The sequence below is a fragment of the Pseudoalteromonas sp. c7(2019) genome, assembly GCF_011378625.1.
Taxonomy (GTDB): domain Bacteria; phylum Pseudomonadota; class Gammaproteobacteria; order Enterobacterales; family Alteromonadaceae; genus Pseudoalteromonas; species Pseudoalteromonas arctica.
In genome coordinates this window covers 191,048-211,723 of record NZ_WTKS01000006.1, presented here as the reverse complement: position 1 = coordinate 211,723, position 20,676 = coordinate 191,048, and the positions used below count along the sequence as shown (strand labels likewise).

Sequence of the window (20,676 nt, the reverse complement as noted above, 5' to 3'; positions counted from 1 at the left end):
TGTTTATCAAACCGCTTTAAGAAGTGTGAAACGATGACTCGTATACATGCAACAATTACAAAAGCGTAGTTTGTAATACTTTGAAGGAATAATTTGAAATAATTATTCTTATTAAAGAACTTTTACAAATTTAAATAAATTAAAGGTTCATATACGCAAAAGCACTAATAAATATTAGTGCTTTCAAAAATTATAATTTAACTTTTTAGTAAGCTATAAATAAAAAATAGTTAACCGCCCTACTGTTTCTATTTATCATTCCAAAAAACATCTAATATTTTCTATTAATACACTTTGCTTAACTGGCTTCAATAACAGGCCGTTAAAACCAAGCTTTACATACTTGTTATCACTATTTTCGTTTTCACTAAATGTATGAGCGATAATTTTTGTTGCTGATGCGTCAGCATGCTTTCTTATTTTTAGCATTGCGTCGGTGCCTGTAAATTGCGGCATCACTATATCCATTAAAATAATATCGTAAATATTTTGAGAAACCATAAGTAGCGCCTCTATAGCACTTGATGCGAAATCTATTAAAATATTTTCTTCGTTAAGCATTTTTCTAATTACTATTTCTATTAGCAAGTCATCATCTACTAAAAGCAGTCGTTTAGTTTTATTTATTGGCGTTACTTTAAACTCGATAACTTCAGCCATATTTTCAATAGTGTTTTTCATGTTTTACCTCATTACTGTTCCAGTAATATACGCTAATTTATAACGACTTATCTTTTAAAATGCGTGTTATTTGGTTTATTAATACACCTTGTTTTACTGGTTTTAATAGCATGTCATCAAAGCCCTGGTTAACGTATTTTGAATCTGTATCGGGTGTCGATGTATGCGCAATTATTTTAGTTTTCAAATTGTCACTGTGTTTTTTAATTTTTAACATAGCGTCAGTTCCCGACAATTCTGGCATTACTATGTCCATTAAAATAATGTCGTAACTGTTTTGCGATACCATCAACATCGCTTCTATTGCACTGCGCGCGTAATCTATTTTAATATTCTCATTTTTTAGCATCGCTCTAATTACAACCTCAACAAGAGGATCGTCATCAACCAGTAATAGCGTGTTTTGGTGTTTGTTAGTTACTAAACTAGCTTTTACTAAATCATTATTTGTTAACGAGCTACTTGGTACTTCTTGCTCATTGTCTTTACCTTGTTTGGTTGCTATGTTGACCAACATAGAAAGTGATATCGTTGATTTATTCGCGTTACTACTTACAGTTATCGCTTTACCACCTAACATTTTAAATATTGAAATAAAAAACTTTAACTCTAATGACACGTCTTTATCATCTATAAAGCGCGTTATATCATCACCCGATATACTTTTAAGCTCAGTTATAAAGTTACTACTGTCGATCAAATTACTTAATGAAAAATCGAGGTATAAGTAATTACGTTTACTTTCATTTTTAATCTGAGCGTTAATTGAAAGCGTTGTATTATTTGATGAATCCAAAACCTCAGTCACTAATTGAATAACCAATTGAGAAATTAACTTTTCATCGCTTGCGACCGTTAATTCAGGCGTAATATTATTTTTAAAAGCGATTCTTTTATTTTCAGCCTCTTTAGCTAAAATCGACATGTTATTATTGATCATTTGATTTAGGTTTACGTTTTTGGCCTGAAGCTTTAACTTACCTATTTCCGATTTATTTATATTTACGAGTTGTTGAATTACACTTTCGAGCTGGTCGCATGCATCAGAAATATTCCCCACATTGTTTTTAAATTCGTTAAAGCTTATTGGATCTTTAGATATTTCAACTAATGACTTTAAAGATGATAAAGGCGTTTTTAACTGACTACTAAGCCTTGTAACAAATTTTTCTTTTAATTGATTTGTCTGTTTTGATTTTTCGAGAACATCAGCGAGTAAACATTCTTTTTGATGTGCCTCTGTATCATCTCTAAAGTAGCAAACGAAACCATTAAAATCTGTATGTCTTTGTAATACAGTTATCCACTTCCCGTCTGTAAAACCTATATCTATTAATTGGTTACGGTCATCATCAAGCTTATGATGTTCATGGTAGTGATTTATAATATTATGCTGCTGCGCAATACTTATCAGCTGGCTATACGATAGCTGACTGTTTTGTTTATTCACCTGTGCAAATAAAAGATTAAAAGCATTGTTGGTAATCACAGGAAATTCGTGGCTATTAAAAATAGCAAACCCATGCGGCAATGCATCCAGAGAACTTGAAAAAAGCTCTTCTCTATTGAGTATTAACTGATTTTTTTGTTTTATTTCACTGTGTAAACGCCTTGGCAAACGTAAAAAATAATACACAAACGCGAATACACAAAAAGAGATTAACCCTAATCTAATTAAACTGTATTTAGTTATTTGTGGTCGTACTATTTTATTCATTGGTTGCACATGCAAGCGCCAAGTAGGAGGGAAACGACTGCTTAAAGCGCTAATACTATTTTTAATTATACTCGGGTTTACTTCTCCTTGTTTTCCTAAAGTAAACTGTGGTGTTGCTATAAAAACGTTATAATTTTCAGTGTTTAATTTGCCAATAACGGCTTTTAAAAACTTACTTAAATCAAATGCTGTAAGCGTATAAATAGAACCTTGTTTTATTTTTATTTCAGAAATTAAGAAGGCCGTATCAGCAACCGTAAATACTTCTACTGCTTGTTTATTTGCTCTTTTATTAAATTTTTCTAACCAGTTTGTAAACCCATACGCGGCTAAATAAAAATTATTTTTTGACCAAAGTGCAAGCTGGTTATACTCAGAATCAAACACAACATACCCTTTGTAAGTTAAATTTTGTGAAACCTGACTCTGCACTAAATTGTTAAGTTGCTCTTTTGTATAGTTATTTTGGCTTTGTAAAAAGCCTGCAATAACTAAATCTTTTTGAGATATATACAATCCTTGATTATCAAATCGCTCTAATGCATTAAATAACGTTTTACGTAATTGCTGGGTTTGTTGATTGTAGTTACTTTGCAGCTCCTTTTTTTCAATAGTATAAAGAAGTAATGCAGTGAATGAGCATAATACTAATGCAATTAAAAATGCGACGGGCGCTAAACTAAATACATGAATATACTTTTCACCATAATTTTTTTTCTCAGGCTTAGTACTTTGATTACTTACTAAATCTGAATTTTTATTTAACTGTGTCTGCAATAATTGAGCAAATGAAATAAACTGATCTTTTTGTGAACCTATTAATGTTTTAGGTGCTAAATCGGCCATCAGCACTACGCCAATTAATTTATTAGTGACACTATAAATTGGATATTGTGCATAAAAACGAATTAATTTGTGCGTGTTGTTTGATACATCATCAAAAAAAGTATCTTCAAATAGATATAGTTTTTCTTGTGTACAGCGTTTTTGATAGCTTAATAACTCATTTTCGACGCTTTCTTTATCGTTGCAGGTTATTAACTGCTTTGAATAAACTTCTCTAAAATCGATAAATTTAACAATTGAAACATCATAAAACTGTTTTAGTAGTGTTAGCGTTTCTTTAATTTCTGTTGATATTTCATCAGTTTGTGTATCTGCTACATTAGCATGTGAGGTAAATATATTTGAGGCGTTCATTGACGTTCTCCTTCCCCTTTTGGGGGAGTATGTATCCACGTTGTACTGTTTTGGCCGCTATGTACTGGCAGTAAAACTTTAAATGGTGGTGTTAAGCTACTAAGTGCAGGTTCGCCTGTAGTGATATTAATTACTTGTTCTGCATTAACTAAATTAAGTGATGTTTTGCAATATGTAATGCCTGGCTCAATCCCTATTAAGCTCAGTGTTTCACTAATAATAAGGTTATTTACTAAATCAATACCGGCGAGCTCAAATGTAGTTTGTAAAATAGTGAAGACGAGTGTCTCTACAATGTTTTCATCTTCTTCTAAGCGTGTCCCTTCTGGGCAGCATATAGTGCCTAGCTCTATATCAACACTTGTTCCAATACCAACTAATGACAGCGCATTAAGGGCTGTATTTAAAAGCGGTTCTACCTGAGGTAAATATAAATCAAGTATGTCACCTTGCGATTCGTACCCCGTTTGGCATGTATCACACGATTGCGATAAACCTTGATCGCTTGTACCTAAAAGTGGATTACCTAAAGCTGTTACCCCAACTAAACAACTGCTGTCGGCCGGCTGCTTATCTATTTCAAAGCTTTCACAAGGTGAGCCTGTTACTACTTTTTGCGATACATAACGAGATAGAATTTGTTCACTATTAGCTGGGCATTGTTGTGGCGTGCTTCTTAATAACTGACCAATAACGGTATTACCTAACTGCCCTATTGCATAATTTGGACCTTGCTGCAGCGCATTTATATAACTTACATTACCGGTATTATTTAGTTTACTCACACCTTGGCTGTCTGTTGCTTCATCGCTTAAGCCCTTTAAACACGGATTACCTTGGCAATTTGGAGCATCGTAATAAACAGCTTCTCGTGAGGTAAACCTATCATCTCGTATGCCAATTAGCGCTCTGTATGTGCTGTTTGCCCCCCGGTCTGTATAAAAAATTAGTGGGGCTTGGTGCTCATCAAAACTTACTGCAATACCGAGTGGTCTATTATTAGCATCAACGACAGTAATTTGATTATCTACCTTAGTTTGATGGCGCTTAATAAGGGCATCCCTGACTAAAATAACCCCACCAATTGAGCCAATAATTAAAATTGTTATAATTAATATAAGCTCAATAGTAAGTATGTACCCTTGTTGATAATGCTTTTTCATATCAGGCTCCTATAATACTTCTACAAGCATTTTAAGTACGTTCATTACTTGTAATGCTGCGGGAAAAAACACCAATACCAAAAACATCGGAAAACAAATTAAGATAATGGGAAAGGTCGTGTGCATCGCTTTTTTGTTTACCTTTTTAGCGAGTAAAATGTTCTTTTTTAGAGCTAGGCCTTCAAGTTGAGCCTCTACTGCTTGGATAAGTGGCGTACCAAGTTTTGACCCTATTAACATTAAGTTAGCGAGCTTTTTAATTCCTAATACGCCGGTTCTTTCAAAAAGTGAATTAAATGCAAATTCACGATCTTTACCTGCGCTTAGTTCGAATAAAAATAACTTTAGCTCTTTGTATAATGGGTGTTTTTGACTTAATCCATGATCAACCGCCAGTGCAAATGAGCGCTCTAGTGAAAATCCAGCGCGCATGTAAACCAGTAACACCCGTAAAAAAAACTCTAAGCTATTATTAATAGTGGTTTTGCGTTGATTTTTACGTAATAAAAACCAGCATTCGGGTGCAAAAAAACACATAAAACACAGTAACAATTTAATCGATTGGCTCAGCTCATAACCTGTTAGTTCTATAACCGTAAATGCACTAAAAGTAGCAGCCACTTTGAAGCAGTACAGACTTATTAATATTTTATTAATTTGAATCCCTGCTTGTCTTAGTTGACGTTTAGAGATGATGATTAGCGGATACCAATTAATGTTTTTAGTATCGGGTTTATCTAATTCAACTTTAAGAGATTGCCTATGAATATGGATAAATGACCCCATACTTACTAAAAGTCCGATAAGTAAAAGTATATCAATCATAATGTTACCCTTAAGCTAAGGCGTAGCCATAAAAAACCAAATAGCTGACAAAGAAGCGCAACCGTTATAAATGCAATACCATTAGGGTCGTTTAATAATGGTTCAAACCAGGTTGGATCGGTATAGCTAAATAAAGGAATTAGTGCGTAAGGTAAAAAACCACTAAATACAGCAGCGTATTTAGTGCCCGAAAGCTTAGCTTTTAGCTGTTGGCGGTCGAGGGTCCGAAGCGACATCATGTTGCATACGCTTTTTAGCATGTCGGTTAAATCACACTGGCTTTGTGTATGTGTAATGATGCTATGAGCAAACAATCTTACGGTTTCGCAGTTGTATCTTTCAATTAAAGGGGCAAACGACGTTTCGGCATCACTACCCATGCTCATGCGTTGTATTAGTAAGGTGCTTTGTTTTTTTATATATGGGTCTGCATGTTCATCAGCAAACTGCATTGATTGCTGTAGCGATAGCCCAGTGCTTAAACACGATTGTACGGTTTCAATAAATTCTAAAAAATGATGCTCAAATTTTGCTAATTTATAATGAGCCAAGTCAATCACAGTTATAAAACAGGTTACAAAAACCACGATTGAAATAATAAACGCGCTGGTTGATGCCTCTGGATAATATAATTTAGCTAAAAACCATGAACTACTAGAGAGCGAGCACGCCATGCTTATAAACCAGGCGTTACTTATGTTTAAGCCTAGCACTCGTAGTGACAGAGTAAGTACGTCTTTTTCTTCTAAAATATCTACTTTTTTAGTGCCTTGGCTGCTTTTATTTTTAGCATACAAAGAAACCAACACACTAGTTGCAAGTACAAAGGTTATAACCGCCGCTATAGCTAATAAATAATCAAGTTTAGTCATTGTTAGCCTCCGGGTTATTGTGCAGTAATGCTTTTAATTCTTGTGCATTTGCCCCTTGGCCTTTCATAAACTCAATAACACTCGAGGTATTTATTAACTCACTTTGTACAGGCTCTGCTTCGTTAATACTATATAGCGGGCTAAAATGTGCGCCGCCATTAACACGCTTAATTTCACCAATACTTTTTAGAGTTCGGGTGCCATTAGTTGAGCGAGAAACATGCACTATAAGTTGAATACTCGACGCGATTAGCGAACTTGTATGGGTATCGCTCAGTTGTGCATTGTGTAATTGCACTAAGGTAGATAAACGAATAACGGCATCATTTGCGCTGTTAGCATGTATGGTCGTCATCGAACCTTGGTGACCACAGTTCATTGCTTGGAGCATATCGATTACTTCGCCAGAGCGTACCTCTCCAACAAGTATTCTATCTGCGCGCATTCTAAGGGCTGCTTTTACTAAATCTCTTAGGCTTACTGCACCTTTACCATCGCTGTTTGTGTCGTGGGCTTCCAATTGCACAACATGGTTGTGATGCAAATTAAGCTCAGCGCTTTCTTCAATGGTTACAACACGTTCATTTGGATTAATTGAGTTGGCAAGTACGTTTAATAATGACGTTTTACCAGCCCCCGCATTGCCACACACTAAAATATTAACGCCTGTTTTAACTGCACTTTTTAAAAATGATAAGATGTTTTTATCTAAAAAATGGTTATTAACTAAAAAGTCATCGTTTATTTTTTTATGATTAAACTTACGAATAGACACAATCGCGGCGCTGGTACACGCAGGCGGTACAATAATATGAACACGGCTACCATCTTTTAGTTTGCCATCAACAATTGGCATAAGCGCATTTACTTGGCGACCACAGCCATCAAGTAAGCGATCAACAAATCGGCGTAAATGGCGTTCGTCGTCAAACTTACTGGCTGTGCAAAGTAGTTTGCCTTGTTTATCAATCCAAATATCTTGCGTGTCGTTTATTAAAATATCACTTACTTGATCGTCCAGCATAAATTGTGCAATAGGGCCAAGGCCCTGAATTTCATCAAATACAGCCTGAACAACCTGCTCTTGTTGGTGTTGATTAAATGAAGATTGATTAAATTGTGGAATTTCACTGCACAATGCAGAGATTTTTTCGAGAACATTACTTGATAAAAGCGCGGTTGGCTCTTGTTCGTACTCTTCGATAACGGCATCGTGCAATAGCTTTTTAAGCTCTTCAAAGGTACTTAAACTGGTTTGAACTTCTTCATGTTTGCTTGATAAATTAAACATAAAAACTCACTTAGCTACATATACAGCTTCGTTTTTAACGCCTTTAACCACTTCGATTGTGCGACTGGTTTGTAAGCGTGAAAAGTTTTGCAAACGACCTTGTTCAATGTCATAAGCGCTATGCACAATAATTGAAACTTTGTCGGCGTTATCTATACCCGCCAACGAATAAACATCTTTTGGAAGTACCGCAAGGACTAATGAAACGCCGCCCGCAGCAGAATTAGACTCTTTAGCTAAATTATCCATTACGCCACTTTTAGCGGCTTGCGATTTAGGACCTTTTGAAACACCAATAAGCTGTACATCACGGGCAACTGTTCTTACTAAGCGATTAGTTTTAGCGACTATGTCGAGTCGGTCACCTTTGTGTATGCGCGAAAGCGGAATATCTAAGGTGTTTAGTTTTAAAGTATATAAAACACGCCCTGCCGGTATGGCTTCTGATAAGTTTTGGCTTTTCGCTCTAATAAAATCGGTGTCGAACAAGGGTTGTTCAACCATTTTGTTAGTTGCTAATTTTTGACCAATTAATGCACGTGGGTTTTGAACGCTCAGTGCAATATTTGAATAGTTACTTGGATCTATACTTTTTTGCTCTACATCGTGAACGGTTACTGTTTGACCGGCCGACATATTTTTGTTTACTACCCAGGCTGTTACGCTATTTTCATCGTTTACCTGTCTAATGCCCAAAGCCGAAGCTAACATGCCAGAGGTGATGAGTAATGTGAGAGCCGCAGTGGTTGCGCCTTTGTTACTTTTACTTTTCATAATATTCCTCCAGAGTAACTTTCACTGCCACACTTTTGTGGCAGTGAGCCTTAAGCTTGGTATTCAAACCTGGTTGCCTTATATTGGGTACCTTGCGTTAGTTACCTTGCGAACCGCCAGCTGCTGTACGTGTTGCAGCATCGCCGCTTGGTGTTGCATTAACAAGTGCGGCACTTTCACTAAAGTCTGATGCAACAAAAGTGAATGAACTGCCATCACCTGCGTACACATCAACTGAATCTACAAACCCAGAGCCAGACACTTCAGCAGTGCCTTCGGCGTTAATCATGCCGTCAAATACATAGCTTTGGTCAAGTGAGCCAATTGCTTCAGCTACATCTTCAAGTTCGCTGGTTACCGAGTCACGTAATGTAGATAAACCAATTACAAGTGCTGCTACCATTGAAGTAGAAAGAATGATTAGCTCTGACGTTAGTACAAAACCTTTTTGCTTTTTGCTATTTAAGTTATGTTTAATAGTTTTCATAATCGTAGCCTTTAAATTAGAAGAGCTTATGCTCACTTTACATATTGCGAGGACCATGCCAGCTATAAATAACCATTAAATACAGTTTGTTATGTTTTTAATGGTTGTTTTTTATTAGATATTTTCATTTTTGATTTGCAAAATGCAAATCAATATTAAAAATATTTTAGATAAATAATGCTAGGTTTACGTTATTGAAAGTATTATTAAAACTGATGGATAGTGTAATGGGTAAATATTAAAAGCAGTCTTGTGAGGTTACGTATAAAACGTAGGATGAGCGTAAGCTTTACTCCTATTTTTGATAAATAATAAAGTGGTTTTGGCTCCTTAATAATGCCAAATTGTAGACATAAAAAAAGGCCCGAAGGCCTTAAGAATAACAATTACCTAAAACGGAGAGTTTACCGCGCCTAGCAAGTGCTTTTTTATGCGTGGGTTCTGCACGTAAAACTTGCTCATAATAGCCACAAGCCAATAAATTATTGGTATTCGCTTCTTCAATTAACCCTTTATGGTAAAAATAGGCGGTACTATTTAAACCAAACTTAACCGAAAGCTCTAAGTAGTTTGAAGCTATAACGTAACTGCCCTGGGCATAATGTATAGAGGCCATTTGCAGGTATGGTGAAGCATGTGTACCAAAAACATCAACGCCGTATTGAGCAATGCTTTTTGCTTTAGCTAAATTACCTTGCTCTATTGCTAACGTAACCCCTAAAGTAATTGCATTTAATGGTGGATTAGCTTTATTCAGTAATGTGTTTATAACCTGTTGAGATTGATTAGCACGGCCACTTTTATAAAGTACGTAGGCCGATATCGACAGTATTGCCGTGTTATCGGGGTGTTCAAGCATTAATTGATTCACCTCATGCACTAGGCTCAAACAGTTACTTGCATTTATACCTTCACACTTTAATGGTTGGGCATTTAATTGGTATTTTTTAACGATGTCACCGAGCGCGTTGTAAGGATTTACTGTTGGCTTGTAATCAATATGAGCGCAACCCGATAAAGTAAGAAGTAAAATAATATAAAATATTTTCATAGCCCTTGCTCCTGTATATAGCTAAGTACCTGGGTGTCTATATTTGCCTGCTCCCACGAACGTAATGTATTAATTGGCTCACGCACCAGGTTTGGAGTTACAACAATTATAAGCTCGCGGTTGTTTTCACTTTTGCTGGTTGTTTCGCTTAACTTTCCTAGCATGCTATTGCCGTTGCCATCAGGTACAAAGTCGTGGCTTGCATTGTTATCAGTGCTAATTAAGCCACCAATAATAAGAGGTTGTCCGTCTTTTAAACGCGTTGATGTTTGCATGCTGCGTGTATTAAATGCACTGCTGTTTAAACTGCTGCCTGTACTTTGTGCAATTTCGGCGGTTAACGTGGTATCGGGTAATGAAATTACTGGGTTTAGATCAAGTGTTATTCTGTCTTTGTCGTCAACCATGGCGCGTACATTTAATTCAACTCCAAATGATTTAAATTCTGTACCGCTAAACACCGACCCACTACTACCTTGCTGCCCGCTTGTAATTCCTGAAGGGCTATAACTTGTAGGTACAGGTACTTCACCACCGACTTTAAACACGGCACTTTCACCGGCTAAAACCGTGATTGTAGGGCGAGAAAGCGTTCGAGAAATACCTTCTTGTTCAAGTAATGAAAACAACATATCAATGGCAAACTGTGAGGTTGAAAGCTGTAAGTTATTAGTTAATTGACCACCAATTAATTGCAGCGCATTTTCTATTGTTGCAGAGCCAGATTCGCGATTAGTCATACCGTCACGACCAAACAAGCCCGCTTCTTTTTCATATCCATTAGAGAGCACGCTAATATCTGGGCGCCATTGCTTTAACCTACGTTGATTTACTTCGTATAGCTGCACCGATACACGCACTTGCGGTAAATCTTCAACTTCAATGCTCGACAAAACTTTACCGCCAGCCACTGAAAGCAACGTTGCTCTTGCAATGTTTGAACTTACATTACTTAAATTTAATCCTGAGGTAGCATCATTTATTAAACCGCCCGACTCGTTGGCAAGTACTTCAATACCTGAACTTTTATCCTGCGTTGCGCCGCCCATTAAATTATTAGGATCAAGAGGAGATCCCTGAGTTTGTAATGCTTGCTCTGGTTCGAATAATTTATTAATTGTATTTAATAAGCGCACTAGCTCTATCTGGTTTTTTACAGAACCGGAAAGTAAAAACACATCGTTGTCGTCATTTGATAACTCATCAACCGAGATGCGTTTAATGGTCACTTTATCTGCGCCCATTGATTTTATTACTTCGCTAATACGTTCTTCTTTAGGCTTGGGTGCTTGAGTTACTTTTATTAAATTAATAATAGCGACTTTACTCGAGTTTTGAGAGCTGCCGCCGTTTGCGTTACCCAAGCCTTGCAAGCGTTGAGCAAGTGAATTAAACATACCTTGGTTAGGATTTGAGGTGATAACGGGTTGTGATGCTTGTGAGCTACTGGCATAAAGGTAGTTTTTTGCAGCTTCATAAGCGGCATGACGATAATTTATAGTAGGTACTTCACCACGTAATACAACAGCATGGCGATCAGGCGCTATGGTTAGCTGTACGTCAGGGTGAATATCGTTTAAGGCATTTTCTAGTACGCTGTAGTCTTCGGTTACGCCAAGTAAAAATGTTTCAGAGCTTTTATCGTCGTACCACACCATCATAGATGTACGGCCTAACTTTTTAGCTAAAATTAGTAGCTCACGGCCATTTACCACGTTCACATCAAGCGTTGTTTCGTGGCCTAGTGCTATACGCGAAATATCACGGGTAAACACAAAGCGAGTATGCGTCCATTTAACCAAGTGCGATACTTTTTGTACCCGCTCACCATTTGCATTTTCTATATAATCTAAATGACTTTCACTGCCCATAGCGGTAAAAGATATTAGTAATAGTATAAAAATAAATTTTAACATAAGCCTTTCCCTCAATTTGCTTACTATATAGGTAGCAAGTATGAGGCCAAAGGTTTTTGTTTTTATAATCAATGGATTAAGATGTATGAACGTGTTTTTTATTATTTTGATTCGCAAATTGCAAATCAATGATTCATGAAGAGATTAACAAAGAAATAAGAGCAGAAGTGTATGGCGCAAAGCGAGTAAAATAAGCTCTGCGCTAGTTTTAATTAATGCAAAGCGGCTGTAAACGGAATGCTTTCACAAATTTTAGCTTCAGCTATAAGCAGCTCTTCTAGACGAACATCAACTTCTTCTTTTTCAAAGTATTCGTAAGCGAGTTCTACAAATAGGTTTTTATGTTTTTCTTCTGACTTAGCAATAGCAACATAAAAGTCTTTTTCTTTACCCTCAGGAAGTGCTTGTGCAACTAAAGAAAAACGCTCGTGGCCACGTGCTTCAATTACACCACCTACTAGTAATCGGTCCATTAAAAAACCATCACGACCGTGTCTAAATAGTGCACGTATTTGTTTTATGTACGGATCTTTTTTGTCGTCACCTAAGTTTACATCGCGCTCTAAAAGTAACTTAAGCACTTGTTTAAAGTGTATTAATTCTTCTAGTGCTAAATCGGTCATAGCTTTTACTAATTTACGTTTGTCTGGATAATGCGAAAGCATAGACATAGCCATACCCGATGCTTTTTTTTCAGCAGCGGCATGATCTTGTAAAAAAGTATTAAAGTCAGCAAGGACAACTTCGGTCCATTCAAATGGGGTGTGGTATTTTAATTCAAACATGTTCTGTACAACTTAAATAATAATGCGGGGATTTTAACGTATTTGATTTAAAAAATCTTGTAAGGCAGTAATTTATCTATGCGCCCTTTAGCCGTAGACTCAACTTTTAACGGGTGTTTAATATCGTTCCATGCGGTGACTTTTCCGCCCATATTCATTTTTTCAAAATCAGTTTTATCACTTTTTAACGCTAAAAAATTGCATAGCTTTTTATAGCTATCAGGCTTTGCTATATCAATGGATAAAAAATCGTTGTCACGGTTATTAAAGTACGTTTGAGCATCATTAAAATGTTTTTTATAACAGTCTGCTAAGTAACTATCGTCGCTAATATTATTAAGCGAAAGCTCACTAAACGTATTTAAATAACAACGTTTTATATGAATATTAAAGCCCCCGTCTGCACGGGTTAAATTAGTGTGCATACGCGTTAAAAGCTGTTTTATTGATACAAGCCATGCACCAAGTTCGCGCTCTAAATAAATAAACTTAGAGTCTGGGTAATGAATATCAAGCGCTTTAAAGTCATTAAATATGGGAGTGTCGGCAATCGCGTTAGCATTTTCAAAACAAGCATTAGTATACGCGGTATGCGCCGTTGTAATACCAAGCTCTAAAAATGCGTGGCACACACTAGTAGTGCCGGTACGCGGTAAACCTATTATAAATATTTTGCTCATTAACTTTTCTTTAATTATCCGCGTGTCACTAGCAATACAAAGGCGCTAACAATAATCACTAAAAATGTAGTAATGGTACCAATTTGGCGATATTTCAGGCTTTTTTCTACTATGCCTAAATTTTGAAACACACGGCCTATTAATAACGCACCACCTAATATATGACAGTAATGGCTAGCAAGCCCTTGGTACTCTGCCAAAAAAAGTAAAATTAAAGCAATTGGCACGTACTCCATAAAGTTAGCGTGGGCACGCACAGCACGTTGTAGCGTTGCGTTACCATTATCACCAAGTGATATCTGCTCCGCGCGGCGCACTTTTATTACGTTAAAGCTCAAATAAATGTAAAAGAATGCAAGTAATGCAGCATAAGTTGAAATGATCACGGCGTTTTCCTGTTATTTTTATCGCATAAGCATGCGCTTTATTATTGTGAGCGTGATAATAACATATAAATTTGAGCAGCATTATCAGAAGTTTAATAAATGCCTATGCTAAGCTAAGGGTATTAAGTAAGTAGAAAATTACATAAGGATTTTATGTTTGTACCTCGCAAAGTAGCCGACAGTTACCGTGAAATGATTAACAGTATTGGCTTTTACCCTTCTATGCTTTCAGTGGGCTTTTTAGTATTTGCCATTATAACTATGTCGGTTGAATATTTAGCCCCTATTGAGCAGCTGAAATCGTTTATATCGGTTGTACTTGTTGATAGCGCCGAAAACGCGCGTACTATTTTAAGCACTTTAGCGGGGAGTATTATTTCGCTTACTGTGTTTAGTTTTTCGATGGTAATGGTGGTTTTAAATTCGGCCAGTGCGAGTTTATCGCCCCGCGTAGTGCCTGGGCTTATTACGCGTAAATCACACCAAATGGTTTTGGGCTTTTATTTAGGCAGCATAATTTACTCAATTATTATGCTTATAAATATTAATAAACTTGAAGGTGGCAGTACGGCTATTCCTTCAATTGGTGTACTGTTTGCACTTATTTTTGGCCTGATTTCATTAGGTTTGTTTGTATTTTTTATACATTCAATCTCTCGCGCCATTCAGGTTGATAACGTATTAAATGGCTTGTTTAGCCAAACTAAAAACGAAATTAAAACAATAATACAAAGACAACAAGAGAACCCAGTTGAAGACTTTCCAGACTTTAGCAAGTGGCATTCGGTTAGCAGTAAAACAGAAGGATATTATAAAGGCGTGCAAACCGATAAGCTCTGTGCCATTTTGGCAGAGCAAGATATAAAGGTGTATATCTCTGTTAACCAAGGCTATTTTACAGTTAAAGGCTATCCGTTTTTAAAGTGTAATAAAGACATATCAAACGATGAAGAGTTGATAAATAAAATTCTCGACTGCTTTATTTTTTATATAGAAGAGTACATTAGCGATCATTACCGTTATGGGTTAACGCAAATATCAGAAATTGCAGTTAAGGCAATGAGCCCGGGCATAAACGATCCAGGTACTGCGGTTAAATCAATTGATATGCTGAGTATTTTACTTATTCAACGACTTTCAATTAACGATATTAACTACTCGTTTAAGCACAGTGATAATGCCCCATTGTTATACCTTCATGAAACAAGCTTTGATGAGTTATTACACGACAACTTTACACCGCTGCGTAATTACGCCAAAGGCGATGCATACGTAATGACAAACGTGCTTGAGGCATTTAAAAATATTTTGTTTGTTGCCCATAAAGATACCGATGCACGAAACAGTTTATTTAATTACTTAAATGCGATTGTTGATGACATAAATGAACATGTAACTAATGAATACGACAGACGCGAAGTGACTAATATGCTCAACTCTATAGCGCGTATTAGCCAAGAGCAAGGTGAGAAGTTGGTGGCACGTTTTGAGCACCACTAGGGCGTGTTGAATTATTTGGATTGAAATTTGTTCAATCTAGGGGCGATTAAATCGCGGCGCGAGGTTTGTAACCTAGTGGGCTAAGTAAAAACCGAGCAACATAGAGTTAATCGTCCCTAGGAAGAACCTATATTTTAATCTATGTAGTACACAGCATAGCTTGAGGCTGTTACTTTAATCTCTCCAGCATGGTAGGCATCAGGTACATAGTTACTTGGTGCGCTATCAGCCATCATTACTTTTTCTGCGCGCATATAAGGTTGCGACTGCACATTGAGTGGGCTTAGTGACGCGCTATATAATCCTTTTAAATCAACGCCATAATCTTCACTAAACTCTTTTGCTGCATCCCGTGCGTCTTTAATTGCTAACTTTTGCGCTTTTTTATGAAGTTCGTTGTAGTTGCTTGCTAAAAATTGCGTTTGATTAATTTCGTTAATACCGTTGTTAACTAAGCTTTGTAGTAACTCAGGGTATTTATTTATATCGCTAAGTTTTACAGTTAGCGTGCGAGATACTTTAAAGCCTTTAAATTCTTGATTACCGGTAGTGCGGTTGTATTGGCTATCACGGTTTATTGAGATTTGCCCGGCGTTTATATCTTCCTCTTTAACACCAATTTCTTTTACGAGCTTAATTGCTTTGGCGATGGTTAAGTCGGTTTTATTTTTAGCAGCAATTAAGTCTTTATCAACTTCGGTAATACCTACACTAAGCTGTACGTAATCTGGCATTGTGGTAAGAGTAGCTTCGCCTTTAACATAAATATGAGGAGCATCGGGAGTCGCTGCCGCGAGTGCATCAAAACTAAGTACGTTTAAAGCCAGTGCACTACCTAAAACAAGAGTCAGTGTTTTCATTAAGTCGATCCTTTAATTATGTAAATGCTAGTAAACACCGTACGTGGTTAATTAAATATGAACAAGCACAAAAAAACAGGCCATTGCCTGTTTTTTGTTAAGCGTTGTAATTAATGCTATTACACCATTTACTTTTAATTACGTATAAACGTTATTAAACACTACAACGTTTATAGTTACGGTATTTTGGTAACCAGTAATTTTTGTCGATTGCTGCCCATAACGCATCATCAGTAATCTCAAGAGCAACGCCCTCTTCGATTGCTTTTTTAGCAATGGCAAATGCAATACGCTTACTTAGCGTTTCAATTTCAGTTAGGGCTGGTAATAAACTACCTTTACCTGTGTTTGCACGCGGCGACGACTCTGCAAGCATTTCGCTAGACACACTTAACATAGCATCTGTAATGCGTGTCGCTTTAGCGGCAATAACACCTAAACCAATACCCGGGAAAATATAGCTATTGTTACATTGTGGGATTGGGAAAATTTCACCGTTGTGTTCTACCGGATCAAATGGGCTACCTGTTGCAACAAGTGCTTTACCGTCAGTCCACTTAATCACATCAGCAGGATGCGCTTCTACCTGCTTAGATGGATTACTTAATGGGAAAATAATTGGCTGTTCACAACCGGCGTGCATTGCTCGAATAGCTTGCTCAGTAAACAAACCTGGTTGACCTGAAACACCAATTAAAATGTCTGGTTGTGCACAGTGCATAACATCAAGAAGTGATGCGTATTCACCGCTGTATGTCCAATCACTTACTGAACCTTGAGGTTGTGCAAGTGCTTGTTGGAAATCGCGTAAGCCTTCCATCCCCTCTGAAAGTAGGCCAAAACGGTCAACCATAAATACTTGGCTACGCGCTTGAGCTTCTGTAATACCTTCAAAAACCATTTGGCTAATAATTTGTTCAGCAATACCACAACCAGCAGAACCTGCACCCACAAAAACTACTTTTTGTTGGCTTAGGGTTGAATTTTTAACACGACACGCAGCAAGTAAAGAACCGACCGTTACAGCCGCAGTACCTTGAATGTCATCGTTAAAGCTACAAATTTCATTGCGGTAGCGCTTAAGTAACGGCATTGCATTTGGTTGTGCAAAATCTTCAAACTGAAGTAATACATTTGGCCAGCGACGTTTAACCGCTTTAATGAATAAATCTAAAAACTCATCGTATTCGTCTTGAGCAATACGCTTATGGCGTGCACCCATGTACATAGGATCGTTTAAAAGCTTTTCGTTATTAGTACCCACATCAAGCATTACAGGCAATGTGTATGCTGGGCTTATACCACCACACGCAGTGTAAAGTGACAATTTACCAATTGGGATACCCATGCCACCAATACCCTGATCGCCTAGGCCTAAAATACGCTCGCCATCAGTTACAACAATAACTTTTACTTTACCTTTGGTAGCGTTGCGTAAAATGTCGTCAATTTGGTAACGATCTTCATACGAAATAAATAAGCCACGTGCGCTGCGATAAATGTCTGAGAATTTTTCACAAGCGTCGCCAACTGTTGGCGTGTAAATGATTGGCATCATTTCTTCAAGATGATCACGCACTAAACGGTAGTAAAGTGTTTCGTTGTTATCTTGAATCGCACGTAAGTAAATATGCTTATTAAGGTTGTCGGTAAAGCTAGAATACTGCTGATAACAACGCTCAACTTGCTCTTCTATTGTTTCAAAGCGAGGAGGAAGTAAACCAGCAAGATTGAAATTTTCGCGTTCTTTTTTACTAAAGGCGCTGCCTTTATTTAATAGCGGTGTTTCAATTAGGCCAGGGCCAGAATGATGAATATATAAGTAGTTAGGATCAGTATTAGTTGTCATATTTCCAAGCTTTAACGGAGTCTTAAGTTATGATCTGTCATTATCAGTGTTAAAGGTTTAATTGCAACGACAATTAAGCTAGTCAGACCATTGAGAGAAAATACATGCGGGCTTCACTGCCCACATGCATATTATACATAATTTAAAATTGTATAGTGGCGTTATTATCAGTTAAATCAGATAACGCAACACCTTCACGGCGAGGGTCCGCACCACCATATAAGGTATTATTTTTAACTTCAACTGCGTGTAAGCCTGAGTTTAAATCAATAATACGTACATTGTGGCCGCGTTTAGTAAGCGCAGGCGCAATGGCTTCAATGGTTGTGCCTTTTTCAAGGCTGGTGTAATCGTTACGATTTGTTGTACGCGGTAAGTTAATAGCGTCTTGTGCTGATAAATTCCAGTCAATAACACCCACAACAACTTGTGCAACGTAATCTATGATACGACTACCACCAGGTGAGCCTACAATTAAACGTAAGCTGCCATCTTTATTAAATACCATTACCGGTGACATAGAGCTACGCGGGCGTTTACCGGCCTCTACACGGTTTGCTACAAGCTTGCCGTTTTTACGTGGCGATAACGAAAAGTCAGTTAGTTGGTTATTTAAAATAAAGCCATTAACCATAACCGTAGAGCCAAACGCCATTTCAATTGAACTGGTCATTGATACGGCATTACCTTTACTATCGACAATAGATACATGTGAGGTAGAAGGTAACTCGTATGAATCATCCATTGCATAACTTAAGTACCCTACTGGATTACCGGCTACGGCTTTTTGGTCTGTTTCGGTAATTAATTTAGCGCGTGAGGCAATGTAATCTTTGTTTAAAAGCTCTTTTGTAGGTACTTGAGTGAAATCGGGATCGCCCATGTACATATCGCGATCTGCAAATGCAATACGCGAAGCTTGGCTAAAGTAATGAATCGCCTTTTCGCCATTTGGTTTAAGTGCGCTCATATCTTTATGCTCAAGTAGGCCAAGCATTTGTAGTACTGCTACACCGCCACTACTTGGTGGCGCCATAGAACACACGTTATAAGCACGGTATTGTATACATACCGCATCGCGTTCTATACTTTTGTAATCTGCTAAATCTTGCACACTTAATTTACCAGGGGCAATTTTAGAGTGCTGTACAGCATTAACCATTTGTTTAGCGTTTTCGCCTTTGTAAAATGCATCAATGCCCTGCTTTGCAATGTCTTTATATAAATCAGCAAGTGGTTGATTCTTTTTAACGCTACCCGCTTCGATTAATTTACCATTTGGGTAAAAGTATTCGTTAATAATCGGCATGCTCAGCACGCCTGGGTTTAACTGGCGTGCTAATAAGCCATGTAAACGCGGCGAAATTACAAAGCCTTGCTCTGCAAGTTCAATAGCCGGTTTAAAAAGCGCTTCCCACGGCAATGTACCGTATTGTTTATGCGCGCTTGCAAAGGCATGTAAAATACCAGGCACACCAACAGAGCGTCCGCCTACTACAGCTTCAATCCATTTAACGGCTTTACCGTGCTTATCTAAAAACAGCGTTTCGTCTGCATTTGCAGGTGCTGTTTCGCGGCCATCAAAACTAGTCAGCTTATTGTTTGCTTTGTTGTAGTACATCATAAATGTACCACCGCCAATACCTGACGATTGCGGTTCAACTAAAGTAAGCACTAGTTGAGTAGCAATGGCAGCATCTACGGCACTGCCGCCTTGGGCTAAAATTTGTTGACCGGCTCTTGAGGCATATGGATTTGCCGCAGCAACCATGTATTTATCACCTTGCACTACTTTTTTATGGATTAATCCAGTAGCGGCTTCAGGTTCGCGAGTTTCAATTTGAGTTGCTTGCTGTGCAAATGAAGGCAGTGATACTGCGCACAGTCCAATGGCAAATAATGAGTTAAGTTTAAAATGCATAAAAATACTAAAAACACTTAATTACGTAGTTGTATTTGGCATCTTAAAGTTAAACGGGCACAATATGCAAAAATTTTGACTAAAAAAATATAATAAAATGCTTAATTTACCTATTCAACCTCGTTATATATTACCGCCTATTATTCTGCTGCTATTTAGTACCATTTTTGCTGCATTTGATTTAAATAATTTACTTGAATTTAACCGAAGCCTAATTGATGAAGGCGAACTGTGGCGAATTTTTTCTAGCCAATTTGTTCATGCTAATTGGGCTCATTTGGGACTAAATGCCAGTGGTGTTTTACTAATATGGCTTTTACATGGCGAATACACATCACCTACTCGCTACGCTTTTAATACAACTGCGCTAGCACTGTGGTGTGGACTCGGCGTGTATTGGTTTTGCCCAAGCATACATATTTACACCGGATTAAGTGCTCTGCTGCATGGTGTAATTATTTGGGGGGCAGTTAAAGATATAACCTTAGGGCTTAAATCGGGTTATTTATTATTTATAGGCGTATGGATTAAAATAGCGTTTGAGCAATTTAGCGGCCCTAATGCTGATATAGGAAAGCTTATTAACTCCACTGTGGCTATTGACGCACATTTAATTGGTGTAATTGGCGGGACTCTGCTTGCCCTACCACTGGCTATAGAGCTCCTTAAAAAAAACTTTAAAAAGAAAAAATAAAGTTAGATTTTGTTCAACCCAATA

18 protein-coding genes are annotated in these 20,676 nt (G+C 37.4%); 2 read left to right on the top strand and 16 right to left on the bottom strand.

What is annotated here, in order from left to right:
* Nucleotides 1-255 precede the first annotated feature (255 nt).
* The 13 genes from GQR38_RS09110 to GQR38_RS09050 form a co-directional block, all read right to left on the bottom strand.
* Nucleotides 256-681 (bottom strand): response regulator, encoded by a 426-nt coding sequence (locus GQR38_RS09110; RefSeq protein WP_165721887.1) that lies wholly within the window; start codon nucleotides 679-681, stop codon nucleotides 256-258.
* Nucleotides 682-718: 37 nt separating this feature from the next.
* Nucleotides 719-3,598: a hybrid sensor histidine kinase/response regulator gene (locus GQR38_RS09105; protein ID WP_165721888.1), complete on the bottom strand. Its 2,880-nt coding sequence runs from the start codon at nucleotides 3,596-3,598 to the stop codon at nucleotides 719-721.
* Complete coding sequence (locus GQR38_RS09100) at nucleotides 3,595-4,761, bottom strand: hypothetical protein (protein WP_165721889.1); 1,167 nt, start codon at nucleotides 4,759-4,761, stop codon at nucleotides 3,595-3,597. The genes GQR38_RS09105 and GQR38_RS09100 overlap by 4 nt, the downstream gene beginning before the upstream one ends.
* A 9-nt stretch (nucleotides 4,762-4,770) precedes the next feature.
* A complete protein-coding gene (locus GQR38_RS09095; RefSeq protein ID WP_007586675.1) occupies nucleotides 4,771-5,586 on the bottom strand; it encodes a hypothetical protein in 816 nt (271 codons plus the stop codon).
* Nucleotides 5,583-6,458, bottom strand: a complete 876-nt coding sequence (locus tag GQR38_RS09090) for a type II secretion system F family protein (RefSeq protein WP_024589373.1) — start codon at nucleotides 6,456-6,458, stop codon at nucleotides 5,583-5,585. Before GQR38_RS09090 ends, GQR38_RS09095 begins: the two co-directional genes overlap by 4 nt.
* Nucleotides 6,451-7,749 carry an ATPase, T2SS/T4P/T4SS family gene (locus GQR38_RS09085; RefSeq protein WP_165721890.1) on the bottom strand — a complete coding sequence of 433 codons (1,299 nt, stop codon included), beginning with the start codon at nucleotides 7,747-7,749 and terminating at the stop codon, nucleotides 6,451-6,453. Before GQR38_RS09085 ends, GQR38_RS09090 begins: the two co-directional genes overlap by 8 nt.
* A 6-nt stretch (nucleotides 7,750-7,755) precedes the next feature.
* Nucleotides 7,756-8,523, bottom strand: coding sequence for a hypothetical protein (locus GQR38_RS09080; protein ID WP_007586678.1), 768 nt, complete (start codon nucleotides 8,521-8,523; stop codon nucleotides 7,756-7,758).
* A 97-nt stretch (nucleotides 8,524-8,620) separates the two neighbouring features.
* The gene (locus GQR38_RS09075) at nucleotides 8,621-9,010 is read right to left on the bottom strand and encodes a hypothetical protein (RefSeq protein ID WP_010552792.1); all 390 of its coding nucleotides are present in this window, start codon (nucleotides 9,008-9,010) and stop codon (nucleotides 8,621-8,623) included.
* A gap of 373 nt (nucleotides 9,011-9,383) precedes the next feature.
* Nucleotides 9,384-10,061: a hypothetical protein gene (locus GQR38_RS09070; RefSeq protein ID WP_165721891.1), complete on the bottom strand. Its 678-nt coding sequence runs from the start codon at nucleotides 10,059-10,061 to the stop codon at nucleotides 9,384-9,386.
* Nucleotides 10,058-11,977, bottom strand: a complete 1,920-nt coding sequence (locus GQR38_RS09065) for a pilus assembly protein N-terminal domain-containing protein (protein WP_024609061.1) — start codon at nucleotides 11,975-11,977, stop codon at nucleotides 10,058-10,060. Before GQR38_RS09065 ends, GQR38_RS09070 begins: the two co-directional genes overlap by 4 nt.
* Nucleotides 11,978-12,189: 212 nt before the next feature.
* On the bottom strand, nucleotides 12,190-12,762 hold the full coding sequence (locus GQR38_RS09060) for a tRNA-(ms[2]io[6]A)-hydroxylase (RefSeq protein ID WP_007586685.1): 573 nt from the start codon (nucleotides 12,760-12,762) through the stop codon (nucleotides 12,190-12,192).
* Nucleotides 12,763-12,809: 47 nt separating this feature from the next.
* A complete protein-coding gene (locus GQR38_RS09055) occupies nucleotides 12,810-13,442 on the bottom strand; it encodes a sulfotransferase (RefSeq protein WP_101216675.1) in 633 nt (210 codons plus the stop codon).
* A 14-nt stretch (nucleotides 13,443-13,456) separates the two neighbouring features.
* Nucleotides 13,457-13,828 (bottom strand): MAPEG family protein, encoded by a 372-nt coding sequence (locus tag GQR38_RS09050; RefSeq protein ID WP_007586689.1) that lies wholly within the window; start codon nucleotides 13,826-13,828, stop codon nucleotides 13,457-13,459.
* Nucleotides 13,829-13,981: 153 nt separating this feature from the next.
* Here GQR38_RS09050 and GQR38_RS09045 point away from each other — a divergent pair, with 153 nt between their 5' ends.
* Entirely contained in the window at nucleotides 13,982-15,328 is a 1,347-nt protein-coding gene (locus GQR38_RS09045) for a DUF2254 domain-containing protein (protein WP_165721892.1), read from the top strand.
* 134 nt (nucleotides 15,329-15,462) lie between these two features.
* Here the strand turns inward: GQR38_RS09045 and GQR38_RS09040 are convergent, their stop codons facing one another.
* From GQR38_RS09040 to ggt, 3 genes are all read right to left on the bottom strand, one after another.
* Nucleotides 15,463-16,188, bottom strand: a complete 726-nt coding sequence (locus GQR38_RS09040) for an SIMPL domain-containing protein (protein WP_165721893.1) — start codon at nucleotides 16,186-16,188, stop codon at nucleotides 15,463-15,465.
* A 154-nt stretch (nucleotides 16,189-16,342) separates the two neighbouring features.
* On the bottom strand, nucleotides 16,343-18,037 hold the full coding sequence (locus tag GQR38_RS09035) for an NAD-dependent malic enzyme (RefSeq protein ID WP_165721894.1): 1,695 nt from the start codon (nucleotides 18,035-18,037) through the stop codon (nucleotides 16,343-16,345).
* Nucleotides 18,038-18,179: 142 nt separating this feature from the next.
* A complete protein-coding gene (ggt, locus tag GQR38_RS09030) occupies nucleotides 18,180-19,958 on the bottom strand; it encodes a gamma-glutamyltransferase (RefSeq protein ID WP_165721895.1) in 1,779 nt (592 codons plus the stop codon).
* A gap of 97 nt (nucleotides 19,959-20,055) precedes the next feature.
* On the opposite strand from ggt, the gene rrtA reads away from it, so the two are divergent.
* On the top strand, nucleotides 20,056-20,652 hold the full coding sequence (gene rrtA, locus GQR38_RS09025; RefSeq protein ID WP_024589384.1) for a rhombosortase: 597 nt from the start codon (nucleotides 20,056-20,058) through the stop codon (nucleotides 20,650-20,652).
* The last annotated feature ends 24 nt before the right edge of the window (nucleotides 20,653-20,676 follow it).